Source organism: Scandinavium goeteborgense (assembly GCF_003935895.2).
GTDB classification, from domain to species: domain Bacteria; phylum Pseudomonadota; class Gammaproteobacteria; order Enterobacterales; family Enterobacteriaceae; genus Scandinavium; species Scandinavium goeteborgense.
Genome location: NZ_CP054058.1, coordinates 3,014,583 through 3,037,578, shown reverse-complemented (window position 1 = coordinate 3,037,578; position 22,996 = coordinate 3,014,583). Strand labels below are relative to the sequence as shown.

The following is a 22,996-nucleotide window of genomic DNA, read 5'->3' as shown; positions in this document are numbered from 1 at the left end:
AGTACAATGTGACGAGAACCACAAATTTATTTCATTCGAAGGTAAATGCAAACGGCAATCCATAGATTGCCGTTTTAGTGTTTGCTCCCTCTCCCGGTGGGAGGGCATCAGACCGCACGAGGTAAATGCAAACGGCAATCCGTAGATTGCCGTTTTGGTGTTTGCTCCCTCTCCCTAAGGGAGAGGGAACCGTCCAGTGCTCTCTTCTCCACTGAGAGTGAGGTACCGCCCGGTTTTCTCCCTCTCCCGGTGGGAGAGGGTCGGGGAGAGGGCATCAGACCGCAGAGATTTTTTGCCCGGTGGCGCTTCGCTGACCGGGCCTACGGTGTCTGTCATGTAGGCCTGGCAAGCAACGCGCCGCCGGGCAGTTAACCCCTTACAGTGTATGCTCCGTCCTCGCGATAATATCGTCCTGCGCATCCGGCGAAAGCGCGGTGAAGAACGCTGAATACCCCGCCACACGCACCACCAGGTCGCGATACTGATCCGGGTGTTTCTTCGCTTCCAGCAGCGTTTCGCGGGACACAATGTTGTACTGAATGTGCCAGCCTTTATGCACTTCGAAGAAGGTGCGCAGCAGCGCCATGAGCTTCTGACGGTCGCTGTCGTTATCGAGCGTGGCTGGGTTCAGCTTCTGATTCAACAGCACGCCGCCGAGGATCGCCGCCGTCGGCAGTTTCCCGACGGAGCCAATCACCGCCGTAGGGCCGAGATGGTCGGTCCCGGACGCCGGGCTTGCGCCTTCCGCCAGCGGGGTATGCGCCTTGCGCCCATCCGGCGTGGCCATGGTTGCCGCACCAAACGGCACGTTAGCGGAAATCGAAGACGTTCCGGCGTAGTAATCCCCGCCGATCGGGCCGCGACCGTGACGCGGGTTGTGATACTGCTTCAACTCTTCGATGTAGGTTTGATACGCGCGCACCAGCAACTCATCCACGGTGTCGTCATCGTTACCGTATTTCGGTGCGCCGTTGATCAAACGCTGACGTAGCTGTTCATGGGTCAGGCCGTCGAAATCATCCGCCAGCGCGGCGGCGAGTTGTTGCTGCCCAATAGCGCCCTGTTCGAACACCAGTTTTTTCACCGCGGCCAGGCTGTTGCCAAGGTTGGCGATGCCCACCTGCAAGCCGGATACCCAGTCATACTTCGCGCCGCCTTCTTTAATGCTTTTCGCGCGCTCAATGCAGTCGTCAACCAGCGCCGAGCACAGAATATCGGGCACGTTTTCTTCCAGCATGGTGTCGACCACATATTCGATTTCAATCGATTTGCGGGTGTAATAACGGATCTGCGTATCCCACGCCGACATCATCTCTTCGAAGCCACCAAAATTACCCTGCGACAGCGCTTTCGCCTGCGGAAGGAACACTTCACCGCTGGTGGCATCGCGCCCGCCTTCCATCGCCGCCAGCATCACGCGGGCGAAGTTGATAAAGCTCATGCCAGTGCAGCGATAGCCCCATTTCCCGCCGACCGCGGTTTCGATGCAGCCGATGGCGGCGTAATCGTAGGCGTCCTCTTTTTCCACGCCGAGCTTGATAAATTCCGGGATAACAATTTCGTCGTTGTTGAAAGCGGGCATCCCGAAACCGCAGCGGATCACCTGCACGCAGGCATCGAGGAAGTCGCTACTCATGCCCGCGTGATAGCGCACGCTGAGGTTTGGCTGGGTAGAGCGCAAACGACCGCAGGATTCCAGAATCGCGTAGGAGAGCGGGTTCACCGCGTCCATTGCGTCGCCATTCACCAGTTTCTGGCCGCCGATGGTCACGTTCTGATACAGCGGGCTTCCGGCGGAGGCTTTAGAGTGCGAGCCGGAGCGGATCTTGTTCACTTCCAGCAGCTTCAGCCAGCAGCTGTGCAGCAGCTCAATCGCCAGTTCGCGATCGAGGGAATGGTTGAGCTCCACGTCGCGACGGTAGAACGGATACAGATACTGGTCCATGCGGCCAAACGATACCGAGTGACCGTTGGATTCAATTTGCAGAATCAGCTGAATGAAATAGCACAGCTGCAGCGCCTGCCAGAAGGTTTTCGGCGGTTCGTGGGCGATGACATCGCAGTTTTCAGCCATGGCCAGCAGCTCGTCCCGGCGGGCTTCGCGAGGCTCTTCACTCGCCATTTTGCGCGCCAGTTCAGCAAAGCGGGTGATGTGCAGGCTGACGGCTTCCAGCACGATATCAATCCCTTTCAGGAACTGCTCGCCGTGCAGGTCTTCCAGCACCGTCAGGTTGATACGCGAGCGCCGTTCGGCCACTTTTTCGCGCAGGCCGTCGAGGCCTTTCTCCAGCAGCAGCGGGAAATTCACCGCCAGATGCGCATCGCCGGAGGTCATATTGCCCTCGGCCTTGATAATCCCGGTCGCCAGCAGCGCTTTTTGTTCGTCGGTGAACATACCGTAGCAGCGGTCCTGCACCGTCTGGCCATTCCACCACGGGCAAATTTCATGCAGAACGCGTTTGTTCTCTTCGCTTACCGCAAAGCCCGCGCCCGGACGGTCCGCCAGATCGTCAATTTCTTTCTCAATCCAGCTGACGGTGTATTCCGGGAAAATCGGCGCGGCGCGCACTTCGCTCGCCTGGTTACCGATAATCAGCTCATCGTGCTTGATCCAGATAGTGCGCTCGGCAAGGTGATGGGCCAGCGCCAGCGCGCGGCGCACCGCAATCGGTTTATCCATGTTGTGCTGATAAACCGTGGTGTAATGCTGGGCGCGCTCGGTGCAGACCGGCGGCTTCACGATATGTACCAGCGCGTTTTTGTGCGCCTGAATGCGGTCGGTCAGGTGGTCGAGTTTCAGGGTCGTCATCGTATTATCCTCGTAGGGTCGCAGTCAGCCCTTTCGCCCGGGCGGTCTGCTGGGCAAATTCCAGCAATTCCGGGGCGTCGAGCGGTTTATCTGGGGCAGAATAGGGCACGCCAAGCAGGCTGTATTTGTTCATGCCGAGCGTGTGATAGGGTAAAAAGTGAATGTCGCTGACCTGCAATTCGGTCGCGGCAAATTCGGTAATGGCTTCAATCGAGGCTTCATCGGCGTTAAATCCCTGGATAAGCGGCACGCGGATGGTCATCTTTTTGCCCGCTTCCGCCAGCCGTTTCAGGTTATCGAGCACGCGTTTTGACGAGCCGTCAGTCCACTGCATAAATTTGTCTGCATCGACGTGTTTCAAATCCGCCAGGAACAGATCAATGTACGGCAGGGCGGGTTCGAGATATTTCCACGGCACGTGCAGGCAGGTTTCGACGGCAGTATGAATGCCCTGTTCGTGGCTGATTTTTAGCAACTGAAGCGCCAGCGCCGGGTTCATAAACGGTTCGCCGCCGGAAAGCGTCAGGCCGCCCCCGCTGCGATCGTAAAACGGTTTATCGCGCAGGACGGTGGCCATTATGTCGTCCACACTTTTGAGTTCGCCGCACACCGTCAGCGCCTGCGTAGGGCAACACTCGACGAGCGCATCCAGATGTGACTGTTCAAGCTTTTCGCGGTGGATAACCAGGCCATTCAGCGCGCGTTCAATCACGCCCGGCACCGCCTGCTGGCAAAGGTCGCAGCCGTCGAGGCACAAGCGGGCATCAAACAGCAGGTCCTGCGTGCGGGCCCGGCTTTCCGGATTCTGGCACCAGCGGCAGCCGAGTGAGCAGCCTTTCATAAAGACAACGGTGCGGATGCCGGGGCCATCGTGGGTGGAATAGCGCTGAATATTGAAAATCATAAATCGCCTCTTTGCTTTCGTACAAAGATTAAATAACTTTCGAATGAAAGTAATTTTGACGTGAATCAACAAAGCGAGCGGTTGCTGCGTGGTAGTCTTAAAGCATGCTGAATCTCACAATTTAAGGAACCGATATGGAACTCTATCTCGATACTTCCGACGTCGCGGCGGTCAAAAAGCTGGCGCGTATTTTCCCGCTGGCGGGCGTAACCACTAACCCGAGCATCGTGGCGGCGGGCAAAAAGCCGCTCGAATCCCTGCTGCCGGAATTGCAGGAGGCGCTTGGCGGCCAGGGGCGTTTGTTTGCGCAGGTGATGGCGAATACCGCGGAAGGCATGGTCAATGATGCCCGTAAACTGCGCGGCATTATTGCTGACATCGTGGTGAAAGTGCCGGTCACGGCGGAAGGGCTGGCGGCGATTAAAATGCTGAAAGCGGAAGGGATTCCGACGCTCGGCACGGCGGTTTATGGCGCAGCGCAGGGGATGATGGCGGCGCTGGCAGGGGCGGAATATGTGGCACCTTACGTGAACCGTATTGATGCGCAGGGCGGCAGCGGCATTCGCAGCGTGGAAGAGTTACAGCAGTTGCTGGAGCTGCACGCGCCAGAATCGAAAGTGCTGGCCGCGAGTTTCAAAACGCCACGCCAGGCGCTGGATTGCCTGCTGGTGGGTTGTCAGTCGATTACGCTGCCGCTGGATGTCGCTCAGCAGTTTATCGCCTCTCCGGCGGTGGATGCGGCAATTGACAAGTTTGAGCAGGATTGGCTGGCGGCGTTTGGACGGACGGAGTTGTAATTTTATGCCCGGTGGCACTGCGCTTATCAGACCTACATTTTAGGTTGTAGGCCCGCGCAAACGTGTGGTGCGGCCTGATGCCCTCACCCCGAGCCCTCTCCCACGGGGAGAGGGAGCAAACACTAAAAACGGCAATCAAACAATTGCCGTTTTGCTTTAACCTCCGCACACCTCGCACTCCACGAACTGCATCAATTTCATCTCTCTGAACTGACACGTCATCGCGTCGTACATCACGATTTTACCGGCAGCGGGCGTGCCGTAATGCGCCAGCAGCTTAATGGCTTCCATCGCCTGCATCGAGCCAATCACGCCGACCAGCGGGGCCATCACTCCGGCTTCAACGCAGGTGAGGGCATTTTCACCGAACAAACGGCTCAGACAGCGATAACACGGCTCGCCAGCCTGATAGGTGAACACGCTGATTTGGCCTTCCATCCGAATGGCCGCCCCGGACACCAGTGGCGTTTTATGCTGGAAACAACCCGCGTTAAGTTGATTACGAATCTGCACGTTATCGGTACAGTCGAGCACCACGTCGTGCGCTGCGATTTGCTCGGCGAGCGCCGCATCGTCGAGATGCGCATCAAGGCAGGTGAACTGCACGTGCGGGTTAATTCGAGACAGCGAATCCCGGGCAGACTCGACTTTCGGCTGGTCAATCGTGGCATCGCTGTGCAGCGTCTGGCGTTGCAGGTTAGACAGCGACACGGTGTCGAAATCGAGCAGCGTCATCTGCCCCACGCCAGCCGCCGCCAGATACTGCGCGGCGGCGCAGCCTAAACCGCCCAGGCCCACAATCAGCGCCCGCGAGGCTTTCAGCTTTTCCTGACCGTCAAAGTCGAAACCGCGCAACACGATTTGCCGGTTGTAGCGCAGCATCTCCGCATCACTCAGTTCCACGCTCATCACAGCCCTCCGAACAACGCGTTAAACGGTTCAACTTCTACCCATTCGCCCGCGTCAACGTTGCCGCGATCGCGTTCCAGGACGATAAAACAGTTGCCCTGGCTGAACGAGCTAAACACGTGTGAACCCTGATGTCCGGTGGTGGCGACGCTTAAATCCCCTTCAGCGTTGCGGGTCAGCACGCCGCGCTGGAAATCGAGACGGCCCGGCGATTTTTTCAGTCGGGTGGTGGTCTGCACCCGCAGACGCGGCGACAGGCCAGACTCCGGATTGCCGCTCAGTTTCGCCAGCAGCGGCTGCACCAGCTGATAGAACGTCAGCGCAGCAGAAACCGGGTTGCCCGGCAGGCCGCAGAACCAGCTGTGCTTCAGCTTGCCGAATGCAAAAGGTTTGCCCGGCTTGATGGCGAGCTTCCAGAACGCGATTTCGCCCAGCTCATCGAGAATGGTTTTGGTGTAATCCGCTTCTCCCACCGACACGCCGCCGGAGCTGATAACCACATCGGCCTGCGAGTCTGCGGCAATAAACGCCGCGCGCAGTTTTTCCTGGGAGTCAGGAATAATGCCGAGGTTAATTACCTCACAGCCGAGTTGTTCGAGCATCAGATGCACCGCCAGACGGTTGGTGTCATAAATCTGTCCGGCCGCCAACGGTTCGCCGGGCAACTTCAGCTCATCGCCGGTGGAGAACACCGCCACCCGCACTTTGCGCACCACCTCGACCTGGGGAATGCCGAGCGAGGCCAGCACCGGCAGTTCCGCGACGGTCAGACGCGTGCCACGCGGGAAGACTGCGCTCCCGGCGGTGATGTCCTCGCCACGACGGCGAATATTCTGGCCCGCATTAACGCGGGCGGTAAAGCGTACGCCGTGGTTGTTTTGCTCGGTTTCTTCCTGCATCACCACCGCGTCGCAGCCCGTCGGCACGGGCGCGCCGGTCATGATGCGCACGCAGGTGCCTGCCGGCCATTCACCGTCGAACGGCTGCCCGGCAAAGGCTTTGCCCGCCAACGGCAGCGGTTTACCGTCCGCAAGGTCTGCCAGACGTACGGCGTAACCGTCCATCGCCGAGTTATCAAAACCCGGTACGTCGAGCGGGGAAACCACATCTTCGGCGGTAATCCGCCCAAAGGCCTGCATCAGCGGCAGCGTTTCGGTGTCATTCAGCGGGGAAATACGACTGAGCATCTGGGTCAGCGCCACGTCGAGCGGCATCAGTCCGGCGTTAAAATCCATTACGTTACTCCTGCGACAATTCGTCTGTTGCGCCCATTATGGCAGAAAAGCGACCTGGACTGTACGTCAGGGGCGCGGATGCCTTTACAGCACCGACAGCGCTTTCTATATTCAAAAATCATATAAATTAATCGGCACAATAATGATATTTATAGAAAAAGCATATATTCAGCCGAAGGGAAGGGCGCAATGAGTCAAGCAGCGATCGCCATTCATGGCGGAGCCGGGGCGATAACCCGCGGCAATATGTCGCCAGAACGCGAACAGCAATACGTCCTCGCGCTGTCGTCGATAGTCGAAACCGGTCAGAAAATGCTGGAGGCCGGGGCCAGCGCGCTGGACGTGGTGACCGAGGCCGTGCGCCTGCTGGAAGAGTGCCCGTTGTTCAACGCCGGAACCGGGGCGGTGTTTACCGCCGATGAAACGCATGAACTCGATGCCTGCGTGATGGATGGTTATTCCCTACAAGCGGGCGCGGTGGCGGGCATCAAGCATTTACGCAATCCGGTTCTCGCCGCGCGTTTGGTGCTGGAGCAAAGCCCTCACGTACTGCTGATTGGTGAAGGTGCCGAGAAATTCGCCGTGCAGCACGGGATGGAAAAAGTCAGGAACGATCTGTTCTCCACCCCGGAACGCCTGTCCCAGCTTCGACAGGCGCAGGCTGCCGGAGAGACGCGGCTCGATCACAGTGATTCCCCGCTGGATGAGCAGACAAAAATGGGCACCGTCGGAGCCGTCGCGCTCGATAAAGCAGGCAATCTCGCCGCCGCGACCTCAACCGGCGGAATGACCAATAAATTACCTGGACGCGTAGGCGACAGCCCGCTGCCGGGAGCGGGCTGTTACGCCAATAATGCCAGCGTGGCGGTGTCCTGCACCGGCACTGGCGAAGTGTTTATGCGCACGCTCGCGGCGTACGATATTTCGGCCTTGATGGAATACAGCGATTTAAGCCTACAGGACGCTTGTGAGCGAGTTGTCATGGAAAAACTGCCCGCTCTGGGCGGCAGCGGTGGACTGATTGCGATTGACCGTGAAGGCAACGTGGTGATGCCGTTCAACAGCGAAGGGATGTACCGCGCGTATGCGTACGTCGGCGATACACCCACCGTCGGCATCTACCGGTGACAGGAGGAAGCGTGCCGCACAGCCATGAAATCGACCCCAGCGAAGTGCTGGTGGTGCGTGATTTGAACATTACGTTTCAGCAGGAGCGGCAGTCCGTTCAGGCGGTAAAGCACCTGTCATTTAGCCTCAAACGCGGTGAGACGCTGGCGATTGTCGGCGAATCCGGCTCGGGGAAATCGGTCACTGCGCTGGCGTTAATGCGCCTGCTCGAGCAGTCTGGCGGGGAGGTGAACAGCGACACGCTGATGCTGCGCCGTCGTAACCGCGAAGTGATTGACGTCCCGGCCCAGAGCGCATCGCAAATGCGTCGCGTGCGCGGGGCGGATATCGCGATGATCTTCCAGGAGCCGATGACCTCGCTGAACCCGGTGTTTACCGTGGGCGAGCAGATAGCCGAGTCTATCCGTCTGCATCAGGGGTTAGGGCGCGATGATGCGTTGAAAGCCGCGAAGAAAATGCTCGATCAGGTGCGCATTCCGGAAGCCGAAACTATTCTGGCGCGCTATCCGCATCAGCTCTCTGGCGGGATGCGCCAACGCGTGATGATTGCGATGGCGCTCTCCTGTCGCCCGGCGGTGCTGATTGCCGACGAACCGACCACCGCCCTCGACGTCACCATTCAGGCGCAAATTCTGCAGCTGATCGACGTGCTGCAAAAAGAGATGGAAATGGGGGTGATTTTTATCACCCACGACATGGGCGTCGTGGCGGATATCGCCGACCGTGTACTGGTGATGTATCGGGGCGAAGCGGTGGAAACCGGCAGCGTTGAGCAAATTTTTCACGCGCCACAGCATCCGTACACCCAAGCGTTACTGGCGGCGGTTCCCCGGCTGGGTGCGATGCGCGGCAGCGCCTTACCGCGCAGTTTCCCCCTGCTGAATACCGATGCCATACCCGCCGAGCAGGACACCGTCGTTCCCGGTGAGCCGATTTTGCAGGTGCGTGATTTGGTGACCCGTTTTCCGCTGCGCAGCGGCATTCTTAACCGCATTACCCGCGAAGTGCACGCGGTGGAAAAGGTGAGCTTCGATCTCTGGCCTGGCGAAACGCTGGCGCTGGTGGGCGAATCCGGTTCCGGGAAATCGACGACTGGGCGTGCGCTGCTGCGGCTGGTGGCGTCGCAAAGCGGCAACATTACCTTCAATGGGAAACGCATCGATACGCTACCGGACAGCCAGCTTCAGCCGCTGCGGCGCGACATCCAGTTTATTTTTCAGGACCCGTGGGCCTCGCTCGATCCGCGACAAACCATCGGCTATTCCATTCTTGAACCGCTGCGGGTGCATAACATGATGCCGGAAGCCGATGCTCAGCGTCGGGTGGCGTGGCTGCTCGAACGCGTCGGGCTACAGCCGGAACACGCCTGGCGTTATCCGCATGAGTTTTCCGGCGGCCAGCGTCAGCGTATTTGCATCGCCCGCGCGCTGGCGCTAAACCCGAAAGTGGTGATTGCCGATGAGGCGGTCTCGGCGCTGGACGTGTCGATTCGCGCGCAAATCATCAACCTGCTGCTCGATTTGCAGCGGGAAATGGGCATGGCGTATCTGTTTATATCCCACGATATGGCGGTGGTCGAACGCATCAGTCATCGCGTGGCGGTGATGTACCGTGGGCAAATTGTCGAAATTGGCCCACGCAATGCCGTATTTGAAAACCCGCAGCACCCGTATACCCGCAAGCTGATGGCCGCCGTGCCGGTGGCTGACCCGACGCACCATCGTCCGCAGCGCGTACTGCTGTCCGACGAGATGCCCGGCAATATTTATCCGCGGGGAGAAGAGATTGCCAGCGTGCCGCTGGTGCAGGTCAGCCCAGGGCATTTTGTCGCCCGGGACGAGACCCCCAGCGCACTGTCGCGCCTATAACAATCAGGAGAACAACATGACACAACAGAATTCAGGTAAATGGCTGCTGGCACTGGGTGTTGTTTCCGCCCTGGCCGCCGCACCCGCGTTTGCGGCTAAAGATGTGGTGGTCGCGGTGGGGTCGAATTTCACGACGCTCGATCCGTATGACGCCAACGACACGCTCTCTCAGGCGGTGGCGAAGTCGTTCTATCAGGGATTGTTTGGTCTCGACAAAGATATGAAAATGCACAACGTGCTGGCGGAAAGCTACACGGTGTCAGACGACGGGTTGGTGTACACCCTCAAACTGCGTAGTGGAGTGAAATTCCAGGACGGTACCGATTTCAACGCCGAGGCGGTGAAAATCAACCTCGACAGGGCCAGCAACCCGGACAACCATCTCAAGCGCTTTAACCTGTACAAAGATATCGCCAGCACCGAAGCGGTTGATCCGCAAACGGTGAAAATCACCCTCAAACAGCCGTTCTCGGCGTTCATCAACATTCTGGCGCACCCGGCGACAGCGATGATTTCCCCAGCGGCGATCAAGAAATTTGGCAAGGATATCGGCTTCCATCCGGTGGGCACCGGGCCATATTCGCTCGAGACCTGGAACCAGACTGACTTTGTGAAGGTGAAGAAGTTTGACGGCTACTGGCAGAAAGGCCTGCCAAAACTCGACACCATCACCTGGCGTCCGGTGGTGGATAACAATACCCGCGCGGCGATGCTGCAAACCGGGGAAGCGCAGTTTGCGTTCCCGATCCCTTACGAGCAGGCCCCGCTGCTGGAAAAAAACAGCAAGCTGGAGCTGGTGGCGAGTCCGTCGATCATGCAGCGCTACATCAGCATGAACGTGACGCAAAAACCGTTTGATAACCCGAAAGTGCGCGAAGCGATCAATTACGCCATCAACCGTCAGGCGCTGGTGAAAGTGGCCTTTGCCGGTTACGCGACCCCGGCGACCGGCGTGGTGCCGCCGTCGATTGCGTATGCGCAGACGTACAAACCATGGCCGTACGATCCGGCGAGAGCCCGCGAACTGCTGAAAGAAGCCGGTTTCCCGAACGGGTTCAGCACCACGCTGTGGTCGTCGCATAACCACAGCACCGCGCAGAAGGTACTGCAGTTTACCCAGCAGCAGCTGGCGCAGGTGGGCATCAAGGCGCAGCTGACGGCGATGGACGCGGGCCAGCGAGCGTCAGAAGTCGAAGCAAAAGGGCAGAAAGAGAGCGGCGTGAGGATGTTCTACACCGGCTGGTCGGCCTCGACCGGTGAAGCCGACTGGGCACTGTCGCCGCTGTTTGCCTCACAGAACTGGCCGCCAACGCTGTTTAACACTGCGTTCTACAGCAATCCGCAGGTGGACAAAGACCTCGCCGGGGCGTTGAAAACCAATGACCCGAAAGAGAAAGCGCATCTGTACAAAGAGGCTCAGGACACTATCTGGAAAGAGTCGCCGTGGGTGCCGCTGGTGGTGGAAAAACTGGTTTCCGCGCACAGCAAAAACCTGACCGGGTTCTACATCATGCCGGATACCGGTTTCAGCTTTGACGAGGCGGATTTAGCGCAGTGACGGATTTGACCCTCACCCTAACCCTCTCCCTAAAAGGGAGAGGGGACAGAACCGCGAGTTCCTTTATTCCCCCTCGCCCCTTTGGGGAGAGGGCCGGGGTGAGGGGCCGCGATGCTTAACTACGTCATTAAACGTCTTTTCGGCCTGATCCCGACGCTGCTCATCGTGGCAGTGCTGGTGTTTCTGTTCGTGCACCTGCTCCCCGGCGACCCCGCGCGTCTGATTGCCGGGCCGGAAGCGGATGCGCAGGTGGTGGCGATGGTGCGCCAACAACTGGGCCTCGATCAGCCGCTGTACGTCCAGTTTGGGCACTACATCGTCAACGTCTTGCAGGGCGATTTTGGCACCTCGATGGTGTCGCATCGTCCGGTGTCGGAAGAGATTGCCAGCCGCTTCATGCCGACCCTGTGGCTCACGTTGTGCAGCATGATTTGGGCGGTAATTTTCGGCATGGGGATGGGCGTGGCGGCAGCCGTCTGGCGCAATCGTTGGCCGGACAGGCTCGGCATGGCAATTGCCGTCACCGGCATCTCCTTCCCGGCGTTCGCGCTGGGCATGCTGCTGATGCAGGTTTTTTCCGTCGAGCTGGGCTGGCTGCCGACCGTTGGCGCGGACAGCTGGCGGCACTACATCCTGCCGTCAATCACCCTCGGCGCAGCGGTGGCGGCGGTGATGGCGCGCTTCACACGAGCCTCGTTCGTCGATGTGCTCAACGAAGACTATATGCGCACCGCGCGGGCTAAAGGGGTGAGTGAAACGTGGGTCGTGCTCAAACACGGGTTGCGTAACGCGATGATCCCGGTGGTCACCATGATGGGCCTGCAGTTTGGTTTTCTGCTCGGTGGCTCCATTGTGGTTGAAAAAGTCTTTAACTGGCCGGGCCTTGGGCGCCTGCTAGTGGATTCGGTGGAGATGCGCGATTATCCGGTGATTCAGGCGGAAGTACTGCTCTTTTCGCTGGAATTTATTCTCATCAATCTGGTGGTGGACGTGCTGTATGCCGCCATCAACCCAGCTATCAGGTACAAGTAAGTGCGACTGTTAAACTGGCGACGTCAGGCAATCATGAACGCGCTGCCCGGAGTCGCTCCCGGGCAGGTGCGCACGCCGTGGCATGAATTCTGGCGTAAATTCCGCAAACAGCCAGTGGCAATGGCCGCCGCGGTGTTTGTACTACTGCTGATCTTGGTGGCCTTTTTGGCACCGTGGATTGCGCCGTTCGATGCGGAAAACTACTTCGATTACGACCGGCTGAACGAAGGCCCGTCGATGATGCACTGGTTCGGCGTGGATTCCCTCGGGCGTGATATCTTCAGCCGCGTGCTGGTCGGGGCGCGAATTTCCCTTGCGGCGGGCGTGTTTGCGGTGCTGATCGGTGCGGTAGTCGGCACCGTGCTGGGGCTGCTGGCAGGCTATTACGAAGGCTGGTGGGACCGCGTTATTATGCGTATCTGCGATGTGCTGTTTGCCTTCCCAGGCATTCTGCTGGCGATAGCCGTGGTGGCGGTGATGGGCAGCGGCATGGCGAACGTCATAATTGCGGTGGCGATATTCTCCGTACCGGCCTTCGCGCGCCTGGTGCGCGGCAACACGTTGGTGCTCAAACAGCAGACGTTTATTGAATCGTCACGCAGCATTGGCGCCAGCGACAGCACTATTCTGTTCCGCCATATTCTGCCGGGCACCGTGTCGTCGATTGTGGTCTATTTCACCATGCGTATTGGTGTGTCGATAATCTCGGCGGCCAGCCTGTCGTTTCTCGGCCTCGGCGCACAGCCGCCGACCCCAGAGTGGGGCGCGATGCTCAACGAAGCGCGTGCCGATATGGTGATGTCGCCGCACGTGGCGCTTTTCCCGGCGCTGGCGATATTCCTGACGGTGTTAGCGTTCAACCTGCTGGGCGATGGTTTGCGTGATGCGCTGGATCCGAAGATAAAGGGGTAGATTTTGCGGCCCTCCCCGCGAAGGGGAGGAACCTTTAAGTGTGGAGAACCTCGGGTTTCCTCTCTTTCACGCTGTGGTGACTCTCGCGTAACTCATCGGCGGCCTCTCTGGCTCTCGCCCGAATATCGTCACTGTCGGCACCGTGGCGAAGCAGGTGATCGGCATTTTGCACAGCGTAAAACTCATGGCCGTCACCGCTGGCCATCAGCTGACCGGAAAAAAGCGCGCACAGCAGCAGAACAACGGATAACCCTTTTTTGAACATTATTGCACCGTCTGGTTGAGAAGTCCGACGCACTATATCAATGGTTGTGGAGCGTTACTATTCAGTTTCTCAAACAAAACCTCAACGAATGTTGCTTGTTTGTACTGACAGGTTAATGGCATTTCCGACAATCGGCGGTGTTTAAAATCGTGTAAATCTGTGCTGAAAGATTGACCTGACGCATCCTTGTGTACAAAAAATGACCATACTATAACGGTGACATTGGACGACACAGGAGGAAAGGTATGCACGTTGACAGACTGTTTCGTAACTTGTTGAATAAACTGGTGAACGCACAAATTGACCTTGCAGCTTACCTGCAACTCAGGCGAGCCAAGGGTTATATGTCAGTCAGCGACAATGATCATCTGCGTGAAAACTTGTTTGAACTCTGCGGCGAGCTGCGCCATCACGCGGCATCGCTGTCGTCATCGCTGACGTCTGCACAGAATGAGGCGTTACACACTGCCGGTGAAGCTCTGGCTTCTGCGGCGGTTAGCCTGATGACCGGGCACCATGACTGCCCATCGTTTATTGCTGTTAATCCAGATGCACTGCAACGCTGTCTCGACACCTTATCTGACAATATTCAGGCATTGAATAAATCTGCGCCTCGCGCACATGCCTGAACCCGCCGGGGGAGGTGACTCCCCCTCATGGTTAAGTTTTTGTAAAAATCTCCTCCATACCCGACACGCTGGCTAACCTTAACGCAATCGCCGTAAAAGGAGCCTGCCATGCACCGTTTTGCTCTGAGTTTACTTCTGGGTTCTCTGCTGCTTTCCCCGGCGCTGCACGCCGCCGACGTTCGGGTCGACGTATTGCAGCGTAAGCTCGATCATCCGTGGTCGATGGCGTTTTTGCCGGACAACAAAGGCCTGCTGATAACCCTTCGTGGCGGACAGCTGCGCCTGTGGCAGCAAGGCAAAGGGTTGTCTGACCCGATTGTTGGCGTGCCGCGCGTGTGGGCCAACGGGCAGGGTGGGCTGCTGGACGTCGTTCTGGCCCCGGATTTCGCCCAATCGCGGCGCGTCTGGCTGAGTTATGCCGAAGTGGGCGATGACGGTAAAGCGGGCACCGCTGTGGGCTACGGGCGGTTGAACGATGACCTAACGCGGCTCGAGGCATTTCAGGTGGTGTTGCGCCAGACGCCGAAGCTCTCCACCGGGAACCACTTTGGCGGACGGCTGGTGTTCGATGGCAAAGGCTACCTGTTTATTGGTTTGGGCGAAAATAACCAGCGCGCGACCGCCCAGGATCTCGATAAATTGCAGGGCAAAATGGTACGCCTGACCGAACAGGGCAAAGTCCCGGCGGATAATCCGTTTGTGAATCAGCCCGGTGCGCGGCCTGAAATCTGGTCTTATGGCATTCGTAATCCGCAGGGTATGGCGATGAACCCGTGGAGCAACACGCTGTGGCTGAACGAACACGGCCCGCGCGGCGGCGATGAAATTAATATTCCTGAACGCGGTAAAAACTACGGCTGGCCGCTGGCGACGCACGGCATAAACTACAGCGGTTTGCCGATCCCTGAGGCAAAAGGGGAGAAAGTGGCGGGTACCGAAACGCCGCTGTTTTTCTGGGAGCACTCTCCGGCGGTGAGCGGCATGGCGTTCTACAATGCCAGTACCTTCCCGCAATGGCAGAAGAAGCTGTTTATCGGCGCGTTAAAGGATCAGGACGTGATTGTATTGAACGTAGAAGGCAATAAAGTCACGGAGGAAGGACGCATTCTGGGTGACAGAAAGCAGCGCATTCGTGATGTGCGCGTCGGACCCGACGGCTATCTGTATGTGTTAACCGACGAGTCCGACGGCGAGCTGTTGAAGGTCAGCCCGCAATCCTGAGCATCAGGTGACCGGGATCATCACCACGTTCTGGAACGCCGGACGGCGCGACAACTGTTGATACCAGCGCTGTAAATTTGGGTGCGGCTGCCAGGTTTTGACCGTTTCCAGCAGGTTGTAAATAAACGGCGCAACGGCAATGTCCCCGACGCCAAATTCTTCCCCGGAAAGCCACGGCGATTCTTCAAGGGCCGCATCCAGAATAGTTAACAGCTTTTCACACTGGGCAATGCCCGCGTCAATGGCCGCCTGGTCGCGCTGTTCTGGCGGCGTGCGAACCAGTCCCATTAGGATAACGCGATGGGCCGGAGAGAGTGTTCCGTTGGCCCAGTCCATCCATTTTTCACCCTGCGCGCGTTTGGCCGGGTTGCTCTGCCACAGGCCGTTTTGCCCGTACTGCGCGACCAGATAGCGCACGATGGTATTCGATTCCCACAGCGTAATCTGCTCGGCGTCGTCATGCAGCAGCGGCACCAGACCATTGGGGTTTTTAGCCAGATATTCGGCGTCGTGATTGAGGCCAAATTCCAGCCCGGCCAGGATTTGATCGTAAGAAAGGCCAAGCTCTTCCAGCGTCCAGCGAACCTTTTTGACATTTGTTGAGTTGTTTCTGCCCCACAGCGTAATCATATAAACTCCGGTAAACAGCGCATCAATGAAGCTTCATGGTCGGTTAATTTCAACATTCGCACAACCGCGATCAAAAAAATGAGCCACTTTTAAGCACAACGCGGCGTTCTTGCGTAAACTTTAAAAACTTTACCAACGCATTGTTTCTTTAAGATCATTTCTACGTTATTACTCACCGCCTGTTGTTACACGGCGTCTGTGACGTAGCGTGTTTTTTGGAATGGATACTTGGGTGGCTCTTATGACGCGTACAGTTGTTTCTCCCCGCGGCCTGGCGGCAGGCTCTTTGCTTTTACTTCTCGTGGCTCCTGGCATTCAGGCGGCTGAGGCTGTTCAACAACCGGCCGCTCCGCCGGTCGATGCCAAAGCGTGGATCCTGATGGATTATGCCAGCGGCAAAGTGCTCAGCGAGGGCAACGCTGATGATAAGCTCGACCCGGCCAGCCTGACGAAAATCATGACCAGCTATGTGGTCGGTCAGGCGATTAAAGCGAACAAAATCAAAATGACCGATATGGTCACCATCGGCAAAGATGCGTGGGCGACGGGTAACCCGGCGCTGCGCGGTTCGTCGGTGATGTTCCTGAAACCTGGCGATCAGGTGTCAGTGGAAAACCTCAATAAAGGGGTGATTATTCAGTCCGGGAATGACGCCTGTATCGCCCTGGCGGATTTCGTGGCGGGCAGTCAGGACTCTTTCATCAGCCTGATGAACAGCTATTCGCAGAAACTGGGTCTGACCAACACCACCTTCAAAACCGTTCACGGCCTGGATGCGCCGGGACAGTTCAGTACCGCCCGCGACATGGCTTTGCTGACCAAAGCGATGATCCACGACGTGCCGGATGAGTACGCGATCCACAAAGAGAAAGAGTTCACCTTCAACAACATCAAGCAGCCGAACCGCAACCGTCTGTTGTGGAACAACAGTCTGGGCGCTGATGGCGTGAAAACGGGCACCACGGCGGGCGCAGGGTATAACCTGGTCTCGTCAGCGAAGCAGGGCGATATGCGTCTGATTGCGGTGGTTCTCGGCACCAAAACGGACCGAGTCCGTTTTAATGAATCCGAAAAACTGCTGACCTGGGGCTTCCGTTTTTATGAAACCGTCACCCCAATCAAACCGGATGCAACGTTTATTGAACAGCGCGTATGGTACGGCGACAGCAGCCAGGCCAAGCTGGGAGCGGGTGAGGCGGGTTCTATCACGCTGCCACGCGGACAGCTGAAAAACCTGAAAGCCAGCTATACCCTGAACGAACCGCAGCTGACGGCACCGCTGACGAAAGGGCAGGTAGTCGGCACTATCGACTTCAAACTGAATAACAAAACCATCGAACAGCGTCCGCTTATCGTGATGGAAGCGGTCAATGAAGGCAGCTTCTTTAACCGAATGGTGGATTTCGTGCTGATGAAATTCCACCAGTGGTTTGGCAGCTGGTTCTCATGATCGATCGTATAGCAGCGTAATCCCATGCTGCTTGGCCAGCGCCGTCAGTTCATCATCCGGACGGCGGTCGCTGGCAATGACGTTAAAGCGACTCAATTCTCCCATCCTCGCCGGACGTACCTTCCCAAATTTACTGTGATCGACCACCAGAACATGACGCTGCGCGCTGGCTAACGCCCAGTGTTTCACCGGCAGTTCATCAAGATTGAAACAGGTTGCGCCGTGCTGAATATGCACGCCCGCCGCGGAATAAAATGCGATATCGGGGCACAGATGGCTCAGGGTGTCCTGCGGGCTGAGCGGTTTGAAAATAGCGTTGCTGGCATGAAATTCGCCGCCGCAAAGAATGGCGCGGCACAGCGGTTTTTCCTGCAAAGAGAGAAAAGTATTCAGGGAATAACAGACGCCGGTAAACGGCAGTTCGTCGTCAATGGCGTCGATTATCCACGGCGTGGTGGTGCCGCAGTCGAAAAAGGCCATCTGGTGCGCTTTCAGTAATTTCGCCGCATGACGCGCGGCCTGGCGCTTTTCATCGACCAACCGCGTTTTCTGATCGCTGAGCAAATAATGGCTGGCGCTGCGGGGCTCCAGCACCACGTATCCACCGAGTAATACTACCGGCCCGCCGTGGCTGTTCAGGTCACGACGAATCGTCATCTCAGAAACACCCAGCAGGGCTGCCGCTTCTTTCAGATGCAGCTTATCGCTACGTTTAAGAGCCTGAATAAGCTGACTGATTCGATCATCGCGCCGTGTTTCCATATTACCCCTGTAAACCGAAACGCCCTCCGCGTCAGGCAGAGGGTCTGGCGGCAATTTTACCTGCGCATCCGACCTTAGTCACGTATCCAGCCTTTGCGGATAGGCATCGAGAAGCAAAAACGGTACATGGCTTGCAAACGTTGATAAATAGACTGGCCGAACAGAACCCACAGAATTTGCGCCGCGAGACACCCGCTCAGTCCGGAAAGGAAACCGCCGACCATATCCAGCGGCCAGTGCACGCCGAGATACACGCGGGACCAGGCAATCGCGCCGCCGACAAGCAGCAATACAACGCCGGACCACAGGCGATGCCAGAAAATAAAGGCCAGGGCGAAAGTGAAAATCACCGTGCCGTGATCGCTTGGGAAAGAGTCATCCGCCGCGTGATGCAGGAAGTTATAGCCCACACCGTCAACAAAAGGCCTGTCATGCGGGAAAACGTGCCCGACGGTCCACGACAGCAACAGGCTGACGCCAATCGCCATTGCGACTTTGATAACCAACTGACGCTGGGCGCAGACCTGCGCGCGCGGGCCCCACAGCCACAGCACCACGGCCAGTAGCGGGACGATGTTAATCAGATCTTTGGCGATAAACGTCGCCATCGAAATCATCCACTGCGGCGACGCCGGGGTGGCGTTGATCCAGTAAAACAGCGAGTAATTCAAATTTTCCAGCATATCTTGCGGACTCTTACAGTTTGATGACGGTGTTCACCTTAAAAATCGCAGCCGGAGCGGTAAAGGGGGATTGTCTTAAATGTCCAGTGGTTACGATTTCTGTTCAGGCAGCGTTTACAATTCTGCTTGCAGAATCGCAGTATAGGGCCTCGAACTTAAGCGAACCTTAAACAAGTAAAATTGTGCTGTAACAGGATGTTTTCCGTACTTTTAGCTATCGCCATTTCACATCATTCATTACACTTCACGCGATTTTGAAACCTTAAAGAGATTGCATGCACAACCCCTCACTTTCCGGTAAACGCCTCGGTCGTCAGGCGTTACTTTTCCCGCTCTGTCTGGTGCTTTACGAATTCTCTACCTATATCGGCAACGACATGATCCAACCGGGCATGTTGACCGTGGTCGAGCAGTTCAACGCCGGGATGGAATGGGTACCGACATCGATGACCGCCTATCTGGCAGGCGGCATGTTTTTACAGTGGCTTCTTGGGCCGCTGTCGGACCGTATTGGCCGTCGTCCGGTGATGCTGACCGGCGTGGTGTGGTTCATCATTACTTGCCTCGCGACGCTGCTGGCGCAAAACATTGAGCAGTTCACCCTCCTACGTTTCCTGCAAGGGATAAGCCTGTGCTTTATCGGCGCGGTGGGGTACGCCGCGATACAGGAGTCATTCGAGGAGGCGGTGTGTATCAAAATCACCGCGCTGATGGCGAACGTGGCACTGATTGCGCCGCTGCTGGGGCCATTGGTGGGTGCCGCCTGGGTTCACGTCGCGCCGTGGGAAACCATGTTCGTGATGTTTGCGGTGCTGGCACTGATTTCGTTCTTTGGCCTGCAGCGGGCGATGCCGGAAACGGCGACCCGTCTGGGTGAAAAACTGTCCCTTAAAGAGCTGGGCCACGATTACGGCCTGGTGCTGAAAAACCTGCATTTTGTTGCGGGGGCGCTGGCGATTGGGTTTGTCAGCCTGCCTTTGTTGGCGTGGATTGCGCAATCGCCAGTGATCATTATCAGCGGTGAACATGCCACCACCTATGAATACGGCATGTTGCAGGTACCGATTTTTGGGGCGCTGATCCTCGGTAACCTGGCGCTGGCGAAGCTGACGTCGCGTCGCAGCGTGCGTTGGCTGATTATTGCCGGCGGCTGGCCGATTATGGCTGGGCTGATTCTGGCTGCGGCGGCAACAGTGGTCTCCACGCACGCTTATCTGTGGATGACCGCGGGCCTGAGTATCTACGCTTTCGGGATTGGCCTGGCGAATGCCGGGCTGGTGCGTCTGACGCTGTTCGCCAGCGACATGAGCAAAGGCACGGTATCGGCGGCGATGGGCATGCTGCAGATGCTTATTTTCACCGTCGGCATTGAGGTCAGCAAACACGCTTACCAGTTCGGCGGCAATGGCCTGTTCAGCGTGTTTAACCTCGCGAACGGCATTATCTGGCTGGGGCTGATGGTTTACTTCCTGAAGAATAAAACGGTCGGAGATTCGCAGCAGTAGGGCGGACGTTGGCCCGGCGACGCCATGTCTGCCGGGCCAAGGAATTAATGGAACGGTGCTTCGCGATTCAACACCCGATCAATCACCTGCAACACGCCTTCTTCATTATTATGCGGCGCACGATGATTAGCCGCCGCAATCGCAGCCTCGTTTGCATTCTGCATCGCAAAACCAAACCCGGCCTGGCGAAGCATTTCGAGGTCATTACCGCTATCGCCAAAGGTCACGACTTCGCTGTCGTCAATGCCCCAGCGCTGCTGTAACAGGCGCAGGCCGTTGGCTTTATGCACGCCGGGAATGATTAAATCGATATTGCCGTGGCCGGTAGTGACCGCGGTCATCACATCGCCCACGCCTTCGTGCAGCGCTTTTTGGACGTCAGGCACCAGCCGGTCGGGCAAGTTGAGGCCAAATTTCAGGAATGTATCGTCAAGATTATCAAAGCTGTCTACCAGCTCGAGGCGATGGTAATACCGCCCGGCCATGGCTTTGAGTTCGTCATCATAACGATTCAGGGTGTAGGCGCTGCGCTTGCCGCAGGCGATGATTTCTACGTCCGGCAGGGTATGCAGAAAATCGACCACTTTTTTGAAATGTGTCTGTGGCAATTCGCAGTTAAACACGTCCTCGCCCGCATCCCTCACCCAGCCGCCGTTTTCGGCAACAAAGGCGATTTCATCCGCAATTTCAGGAAAGAATGAAATCAACTGCCAGTACTGGTTTCCGCTGGCGACCACAAAGCGAATGCCCTGGGCCTTCATCTGCTGATACTGGGCGAGAAAACGCGCCCGGTTGTAGCGCTTCTCATCGCTGAGAAAGGTGCCATCCATATCTACGGCAATCAGTTTGATACTCATTACGCACGCTCCGTCACAGGTTCAGATTCAGGTTTTGCCACCGCGCGAGCCACCAGCGCGGCGACGATGACCAGGGATAACACCGCCAGCATGGCGCTGCGCAGGCCGTAATGTTCGCCCAGGAAACCGAGCAGCGGCGGGCCAACGAGGAATGCCAGATAGCCGGTGGTTGCGACGACGCTGACGCGGGTTGGCGCGTCCGGGCCAGTATCGCTGGCGGCGGAAATGGTCAGCGGGAAGCCAAGCGACGCGCCCAGTCCCCAGAGAATGACCGACACGCCGGCGACCCAATCGACGTCAACGAAGATAATCAGCGCAATGCCGAGCGCACCCATAATGGCGCTGGCGCGAACCACCGTGACGCGGCTGTAGCGGTCGATAAACCAGCCGCCAGTAAAGCGTCCGACGGTCATGCCGAGGGTAAATCCTGCGTAAATCAAAGAACCGGAGGTCGGGCTAAAGCCGTGACCATCAACCATCAACAGCGGCAGCCAGTCGTTGGCGGAGCCTTCCGCAAACGCCATCGCCAGCACCACCACGCCAATCAGCATCAGCTGACCATCGCGATAGAACGGCACGCCTTTCTCGAGATGGGCGCTGTTTTCGGCGGAGTTTTTGCCGGTGCCGTCTGGAATGGCTTTAATGGCAATAATAATCGGCGCGATGCCGCACAGCGCGGCCAGCAGAATATGGGTGGTGGCCGACAGGCCAAACGCCGTCAGCGCCATGCCGATGCCCGCGCCGACCAGCGTACCGAAGCTGTAGAAGCCGTGCATCATCGGCAGCACGGTTTTGTTCATCTCACGCTCAACCGCCGCGCCTTCCACGTTAATGGCGACCTCGGCAGAGCCGAAGCTGGCGCCAAACACCATCAGGCCGACCGCGAAAAACAGCGGAGACGCGAGCCACAGTGCCAGACTGAGCATCACCATGCCCACCAGTGCGCAGGACATCGTGGTGCGGATGACTTTGCGGGTGCCAAAGCGTTTTACCAGCCAGGCGGAGCAGAGAATGCCGCTCATCGAACCAATCGACAGGCCGAACAACACCACGCCCATTCCGGCAGTATTCACCGAGAGAATGTCGCGAATGGCGGGGGTGCGCGTGGCCCACGACGCCATCAACAGGCCCGGTAAAAAGAAGAACATAAATAGCGCCCACATGCGTAACTGTAGGGCCCGGCGGGAGGAATGCGACGTCATCCGTAAACTGCCTGTAGAAAAAGAGGGAGAGACAACACTAGCAAGGTTGTGTACATTTGTACACAAATCGTAAAAGGAAAAATTATGGCACGCCGACCGAACGATCCGCAGCGCCGGGAGAGGATCCTGCAAGCGACGCTGGACACTATCGCCCGCCACGGTATTCAGGCCGTGACGCACCGTAAAATCGCCACCTGCGCCGACGTGCCGCTCGGTTCAATGACCTATTATTTCAGTGGGATAGATGCACTGCTGGAAGAGGCTTTCAGCGGTTTTACCGATCAAATGCTGGTGCAGTACAAAGCGTTTTTTGCCGACGTCACGTCACCCCAGGAAGCTTGCGACGCGATCACCCAGTTAATCCTCAGCGCACAGGTGACGACCCCCCGAAACATGGAGTTGATGTATCAGCTTTATGCGTTTATTGGCTGCAAACCGGCGCTGAAAAACGTCATGCAGAACTGGATGCAGCACAGTCAGCAGGTGCTTGAACAGTGGTTTGACCCGGCGACGGCCCGGGCGCTGGACGCGTTTATCGAAGGCATGACGCTGCATTTCGTCACCGACCGCGCCCCGTTGGGCAACGTAGACATCCGTCAGATGGTGGGCCGAATCGCGGGGATATAACCGCCGGGATGCA

At 57.5% G+C, this 22,996-nt stretch carries 21 protein-coding genes; 11 read left to right on the top strand and 10 right to left on the bottom strand.

Annotated elements, in window-relative coordinates; genetic code table 11:
- Positions 1–376: 376 nt before the first annotated feature.
- Positions 377–2,809, bottom strand: a complete 2,433-nt coding sequence (locus A8O29_RS15470) for a formate C-acetyltransferase/glycerol dehydratase family glycyl radical enzyme (protein ID WP_125354554.1) — start codon at positions 2,807–2,809, stop codon at positions 377–379.
- 4 nt (positions 2,810–2,813) lie between these two features.
- Positions 2,814–3,713 (bottom strand): glycyl-radical enzyme activating protein, encoded by a 900-nt coding sequence (locus A8O29_RS15465; protein ID WP_125354555.1) that lies wholly within the window; start codon positions 3,711–3,713, stop codon positions 2,814–2,816.
- A 134-nt stretch (positions 3,714–3,847) separates the two neighbouring features.
- Here A8O29_RS15465 and fsa point away from each other — a divergent pair, with 134 nt between their 5' ends.
- Entirely contained in the window at positions 3,848–4,510 is a 663-nt protein-coding gene (fsa, locus tag A8O29_RS15460; protein ID WP_125354556.1) for a fructose-6-phosphate aldolase, read from the top strand.
- A 156-nt stretch (positions 4,511–4,666) separates the two neighbouring features.
- On the opposite strand, the gene moeB is transcribed toward fsa, so the two are convergent.
- Positions 4,667–5,419 carry a molybdopterin-synthase adenylyltransferase MoeB gene (moeB, locus tag A8O29_RS15455; RefSeq protein ID WP_125354557.1) on the bottom strand — a complete coding sequence of 251 codons (753 nt, stop codon included), beginning with the start codon at positions 5,417–5,419 and terminating at the stop codon, positions 4,667–4,669.
- The gene (moeA, locus tag A8O29_RS15450) at positions 5,419–6,654 is read right to left on the bottom strand and encodes a molybdopterin molybdotransferase MoeA (RefSeq protein ID WP_125354558.1); all 1,236 of its coding nucleotides are present in this window, start codon (positions 6,652–6,654) and stop codon (positions 5,419–5,421) included. Before moeA ends, moeB begins: the two co-directional genes overlap by 1 nt.
- 189 nt (positions 6,655–6,843) lie before the next feature.
- Between moeA and iaaA the strand changes: the two genes are divergently transcribed.
- From iaaA to gsiD, 5 genes are all read left to right on the top strand, one after another.
- Complete coding sequence (gene iaaA, locus A8O29_RS15445; protein WP_125354559.1) at positions 6,844–7,782, top strand: beta-aspartyl-peptidase; 939 nt, start codon at positions 6,844–6,846, stop codon at positions 7,780–7,782.
- Between the two features lie 11 nt (positions 7,783–7,793).
- Positions 7,794–9,650 carry a glutathione ABC transporter ATP-binding protein GsiA gene (gsiA, locus tag A8O29_RS15440; RefSeq protein ID WP_125354560.1) on the top strand — a complete coding sequence of 619 codons (1,857 nt, stop codon included), beginning with the start codon at positions 7,794–7,796 and terminating at the stop codon, positions 9,648–9,650.
- A 16-nt stretch (positions 9,651–9,666) separates the two neighbouring features.
- Positions 9,667–11,208: a glutathione ABC transporter substrate-binding protein GsiB gene (gsiB, locus tag A8O29_RS15435; RefSeq protein WP_125354561.1), complete on the top strand. Its 1,542-nt coding sequence runs from the start codon at positions 9,667–9,669 to the stop codon at positions 11,206–11,208.
- A 111-nt stretch (positions 11,209–11,319) separates the two neighbouring features.
- Positions 11,320–12,240: a glutathione ABC transporter permease GsiC gene (gene gsiC / locus A8O29_RS15430; protein ID WP_125353822.1), complete on the top strand. Its 921-nt coding sequence runs from the start codon at positions 11,320–11,322 to the stop codon at positions 12,238–12,240.
- On the top strand, positions 12,241–13,152 hold the full coding sequence (gsiD, locus tag A8O29_RS15425; protein WP_125353823.1) for a glutathione ABC transporter permease GsiD: 912 nt from the start codon (positions 12,241–12,243) through the stop codon (positions 13,150–13,152). It abuts the gene before it with no gap.
- A gap of 34 nt (positions 13,153–13,186) precedes the next feature.
- Here gsiD and A8O29_RS15420 read toward each other — a convergent pair whose 3' ends face one another.
- Entirely contained in the window at positions 13,187–13,417 is a 231-nt protein-coding gene (locus A8O29_RS15420) for a DUF2554 family protein (RefSeq protein WP_125353824.1), read from the bottom strand.
- A 245-nt stretch (positions 13,418–13,662) separates the two neighbouring features.
- Between A8O29_RS15420 and A8O29_RS15415 the strand changes: the two genes are divergently transcribed.
- Both A8O29_RS15415 and A8O29_RS15410 read left to right on the top strand, forming a co-directional pair.
- Positions 13,663–14,046: a biofilm formation regulator BssR gene (locus tag A8O29_RS15415; RefSeq protein WP_125353825.1), complete on the top strand. Its 384-nt coding sequence runs from the start codon at positions 13,663–13,665 to the stop codon at positions 14,044–14,046.
- Positions 14,047–14,154: 108 nt separating this feature from the next.
- Positions 14,155–15,267 carry a PQQ-dependent sugar dehydrogenase gene (locus A8O29_RS15410; protein ID WP_125353826.1) on the top strand — a complete coding sequence of 371 codons (1,113 nt, stop codon included), beginning with the start codon at positions 14,155–14,157 and terminating at the stop codon, positions 15,265–15,267.
- 3 nt (positions 15,268–15,270) lie between these two features.
- Here A8O29_RS15410 and A8O29_RS15405 read toward each other — a convergent pair whose 3' ends face one another.
- A complete protein-coding gene (locus A8O29_RS15405; RefSeq protein WP_125353827.1) occupies positions 15,271–15,897 on the bottom strand; it encodes a glutathione S-transferase family protein in 627 nt (208 codons plus the stop codon).
- Positions 15,898–16,138: 241 nt separating this feature from the next.
- On the opposite strand from A8O29_RS15405, the gene dacC reads away from it, so the two are divergent.
- Entirely contained in the window at positions 16,139–17,347 is a 1,209-nt protein-coding gene (gene dacC, locus A8O29_RS15400) for a serine-type D-Ala-D-Ala carboxypeptidase (RefSeq protein WP_125353828.1), read from the top strand.
- Here the strand turns inward: dacC and deoR are convergent.
- Together deoR and ybjG are read right to left on the bottom strand one after the other, a co-directional pair.
- Positions 17,342–18,109, bottom strand: a complete 768-nt coding sequence (gene deoR, locus A8O29_RS15395; protein ID WP_125353829.1) for a DNA-binding transcriptional repressor DeoR — start codon at positions 18,107–18,109, stop codon at positions 17,342–17,344. The two genes, dacC and deoR, sit on opposite strands and share 6 nt — an antisense overlap.
- Before the next feature lie 74 nt (positions 18,110–18,183).
- A complete protein-coding gene (gene ybjG, locus A8O29_RS15390) occupies positions 18,184–18,792 on the bottom strand; it encodes an undecaprenyl-diphosphate phosphatase (protein ID WP_125353830.1) in 609 nt (202 codons plus the stop codon).
- A gap of 275 nt (positions 18,793–19,067) precedes the next feature.
- Between ybjG and A8O29_RS15385 the strand changes: the two genes are divergently transcribed.
- Positions 19,068–20,297, top strand: coding sequence for an MFS transporter (locus A8O29_RS15385; protein WP_125353831.1), 1,230 nt, complete (start codon positions 19,068–19,070; stop codon positions 20,295–20,297).
- Between the two features lie 44 nt (positions 20,298–20,341).
- On the opposite strand, the gene A8O29_RS15380 is transcribed toward A8O29_RS15385, so the two are convergent.
- Both A8O29_RS15380 and A8O29_RS15375 read right to left on the bottom strand, forming a co-directional pair.
- The gene (locus tag A8O29_RS15380) at positions 20,342–21,154 is read right to left on the bottom strand and encodes a Cof-type HAD-IIB family hydrolase (protein ID WP_125353832.1); all 813 of its coding nucleotides are present in this window, start codon (positions 21,152–21,154) and stop codon (positions 20,342–20,344) included.
- Entirely contained in the window at positions 21,154–22,356 is a 1,203-nt protein-coding gene (locus A8O29_RS15375) for an MFS transporter (protein ID WP_125353833.1), read from the bottom strand. The genes A8O29_RS15380 and A8O29_RS15375 overlap by 1 nt, the downstream gene beginning before the upstream one ends.
- A gap of 84 nt (positions 22,357–22,440) precedes the next feature.
- Between A8O29_RS15375 and A8O29_RS15370 the strand changes: the two genes are divergently transcribed.
- Positions 22,441–22,983, top strand: coding sequence for a TetR/AcrR family transcriptional regulator (locus tag A8O29_RS15370; RefSeq protein ID WP_125353834.1), 543 nt, complete (start codon positions 22,441–22,443; stop codon positions 22,981–22,983).
- Positions 22,984–22,996 lie beyond the last annotated feature (13 nt).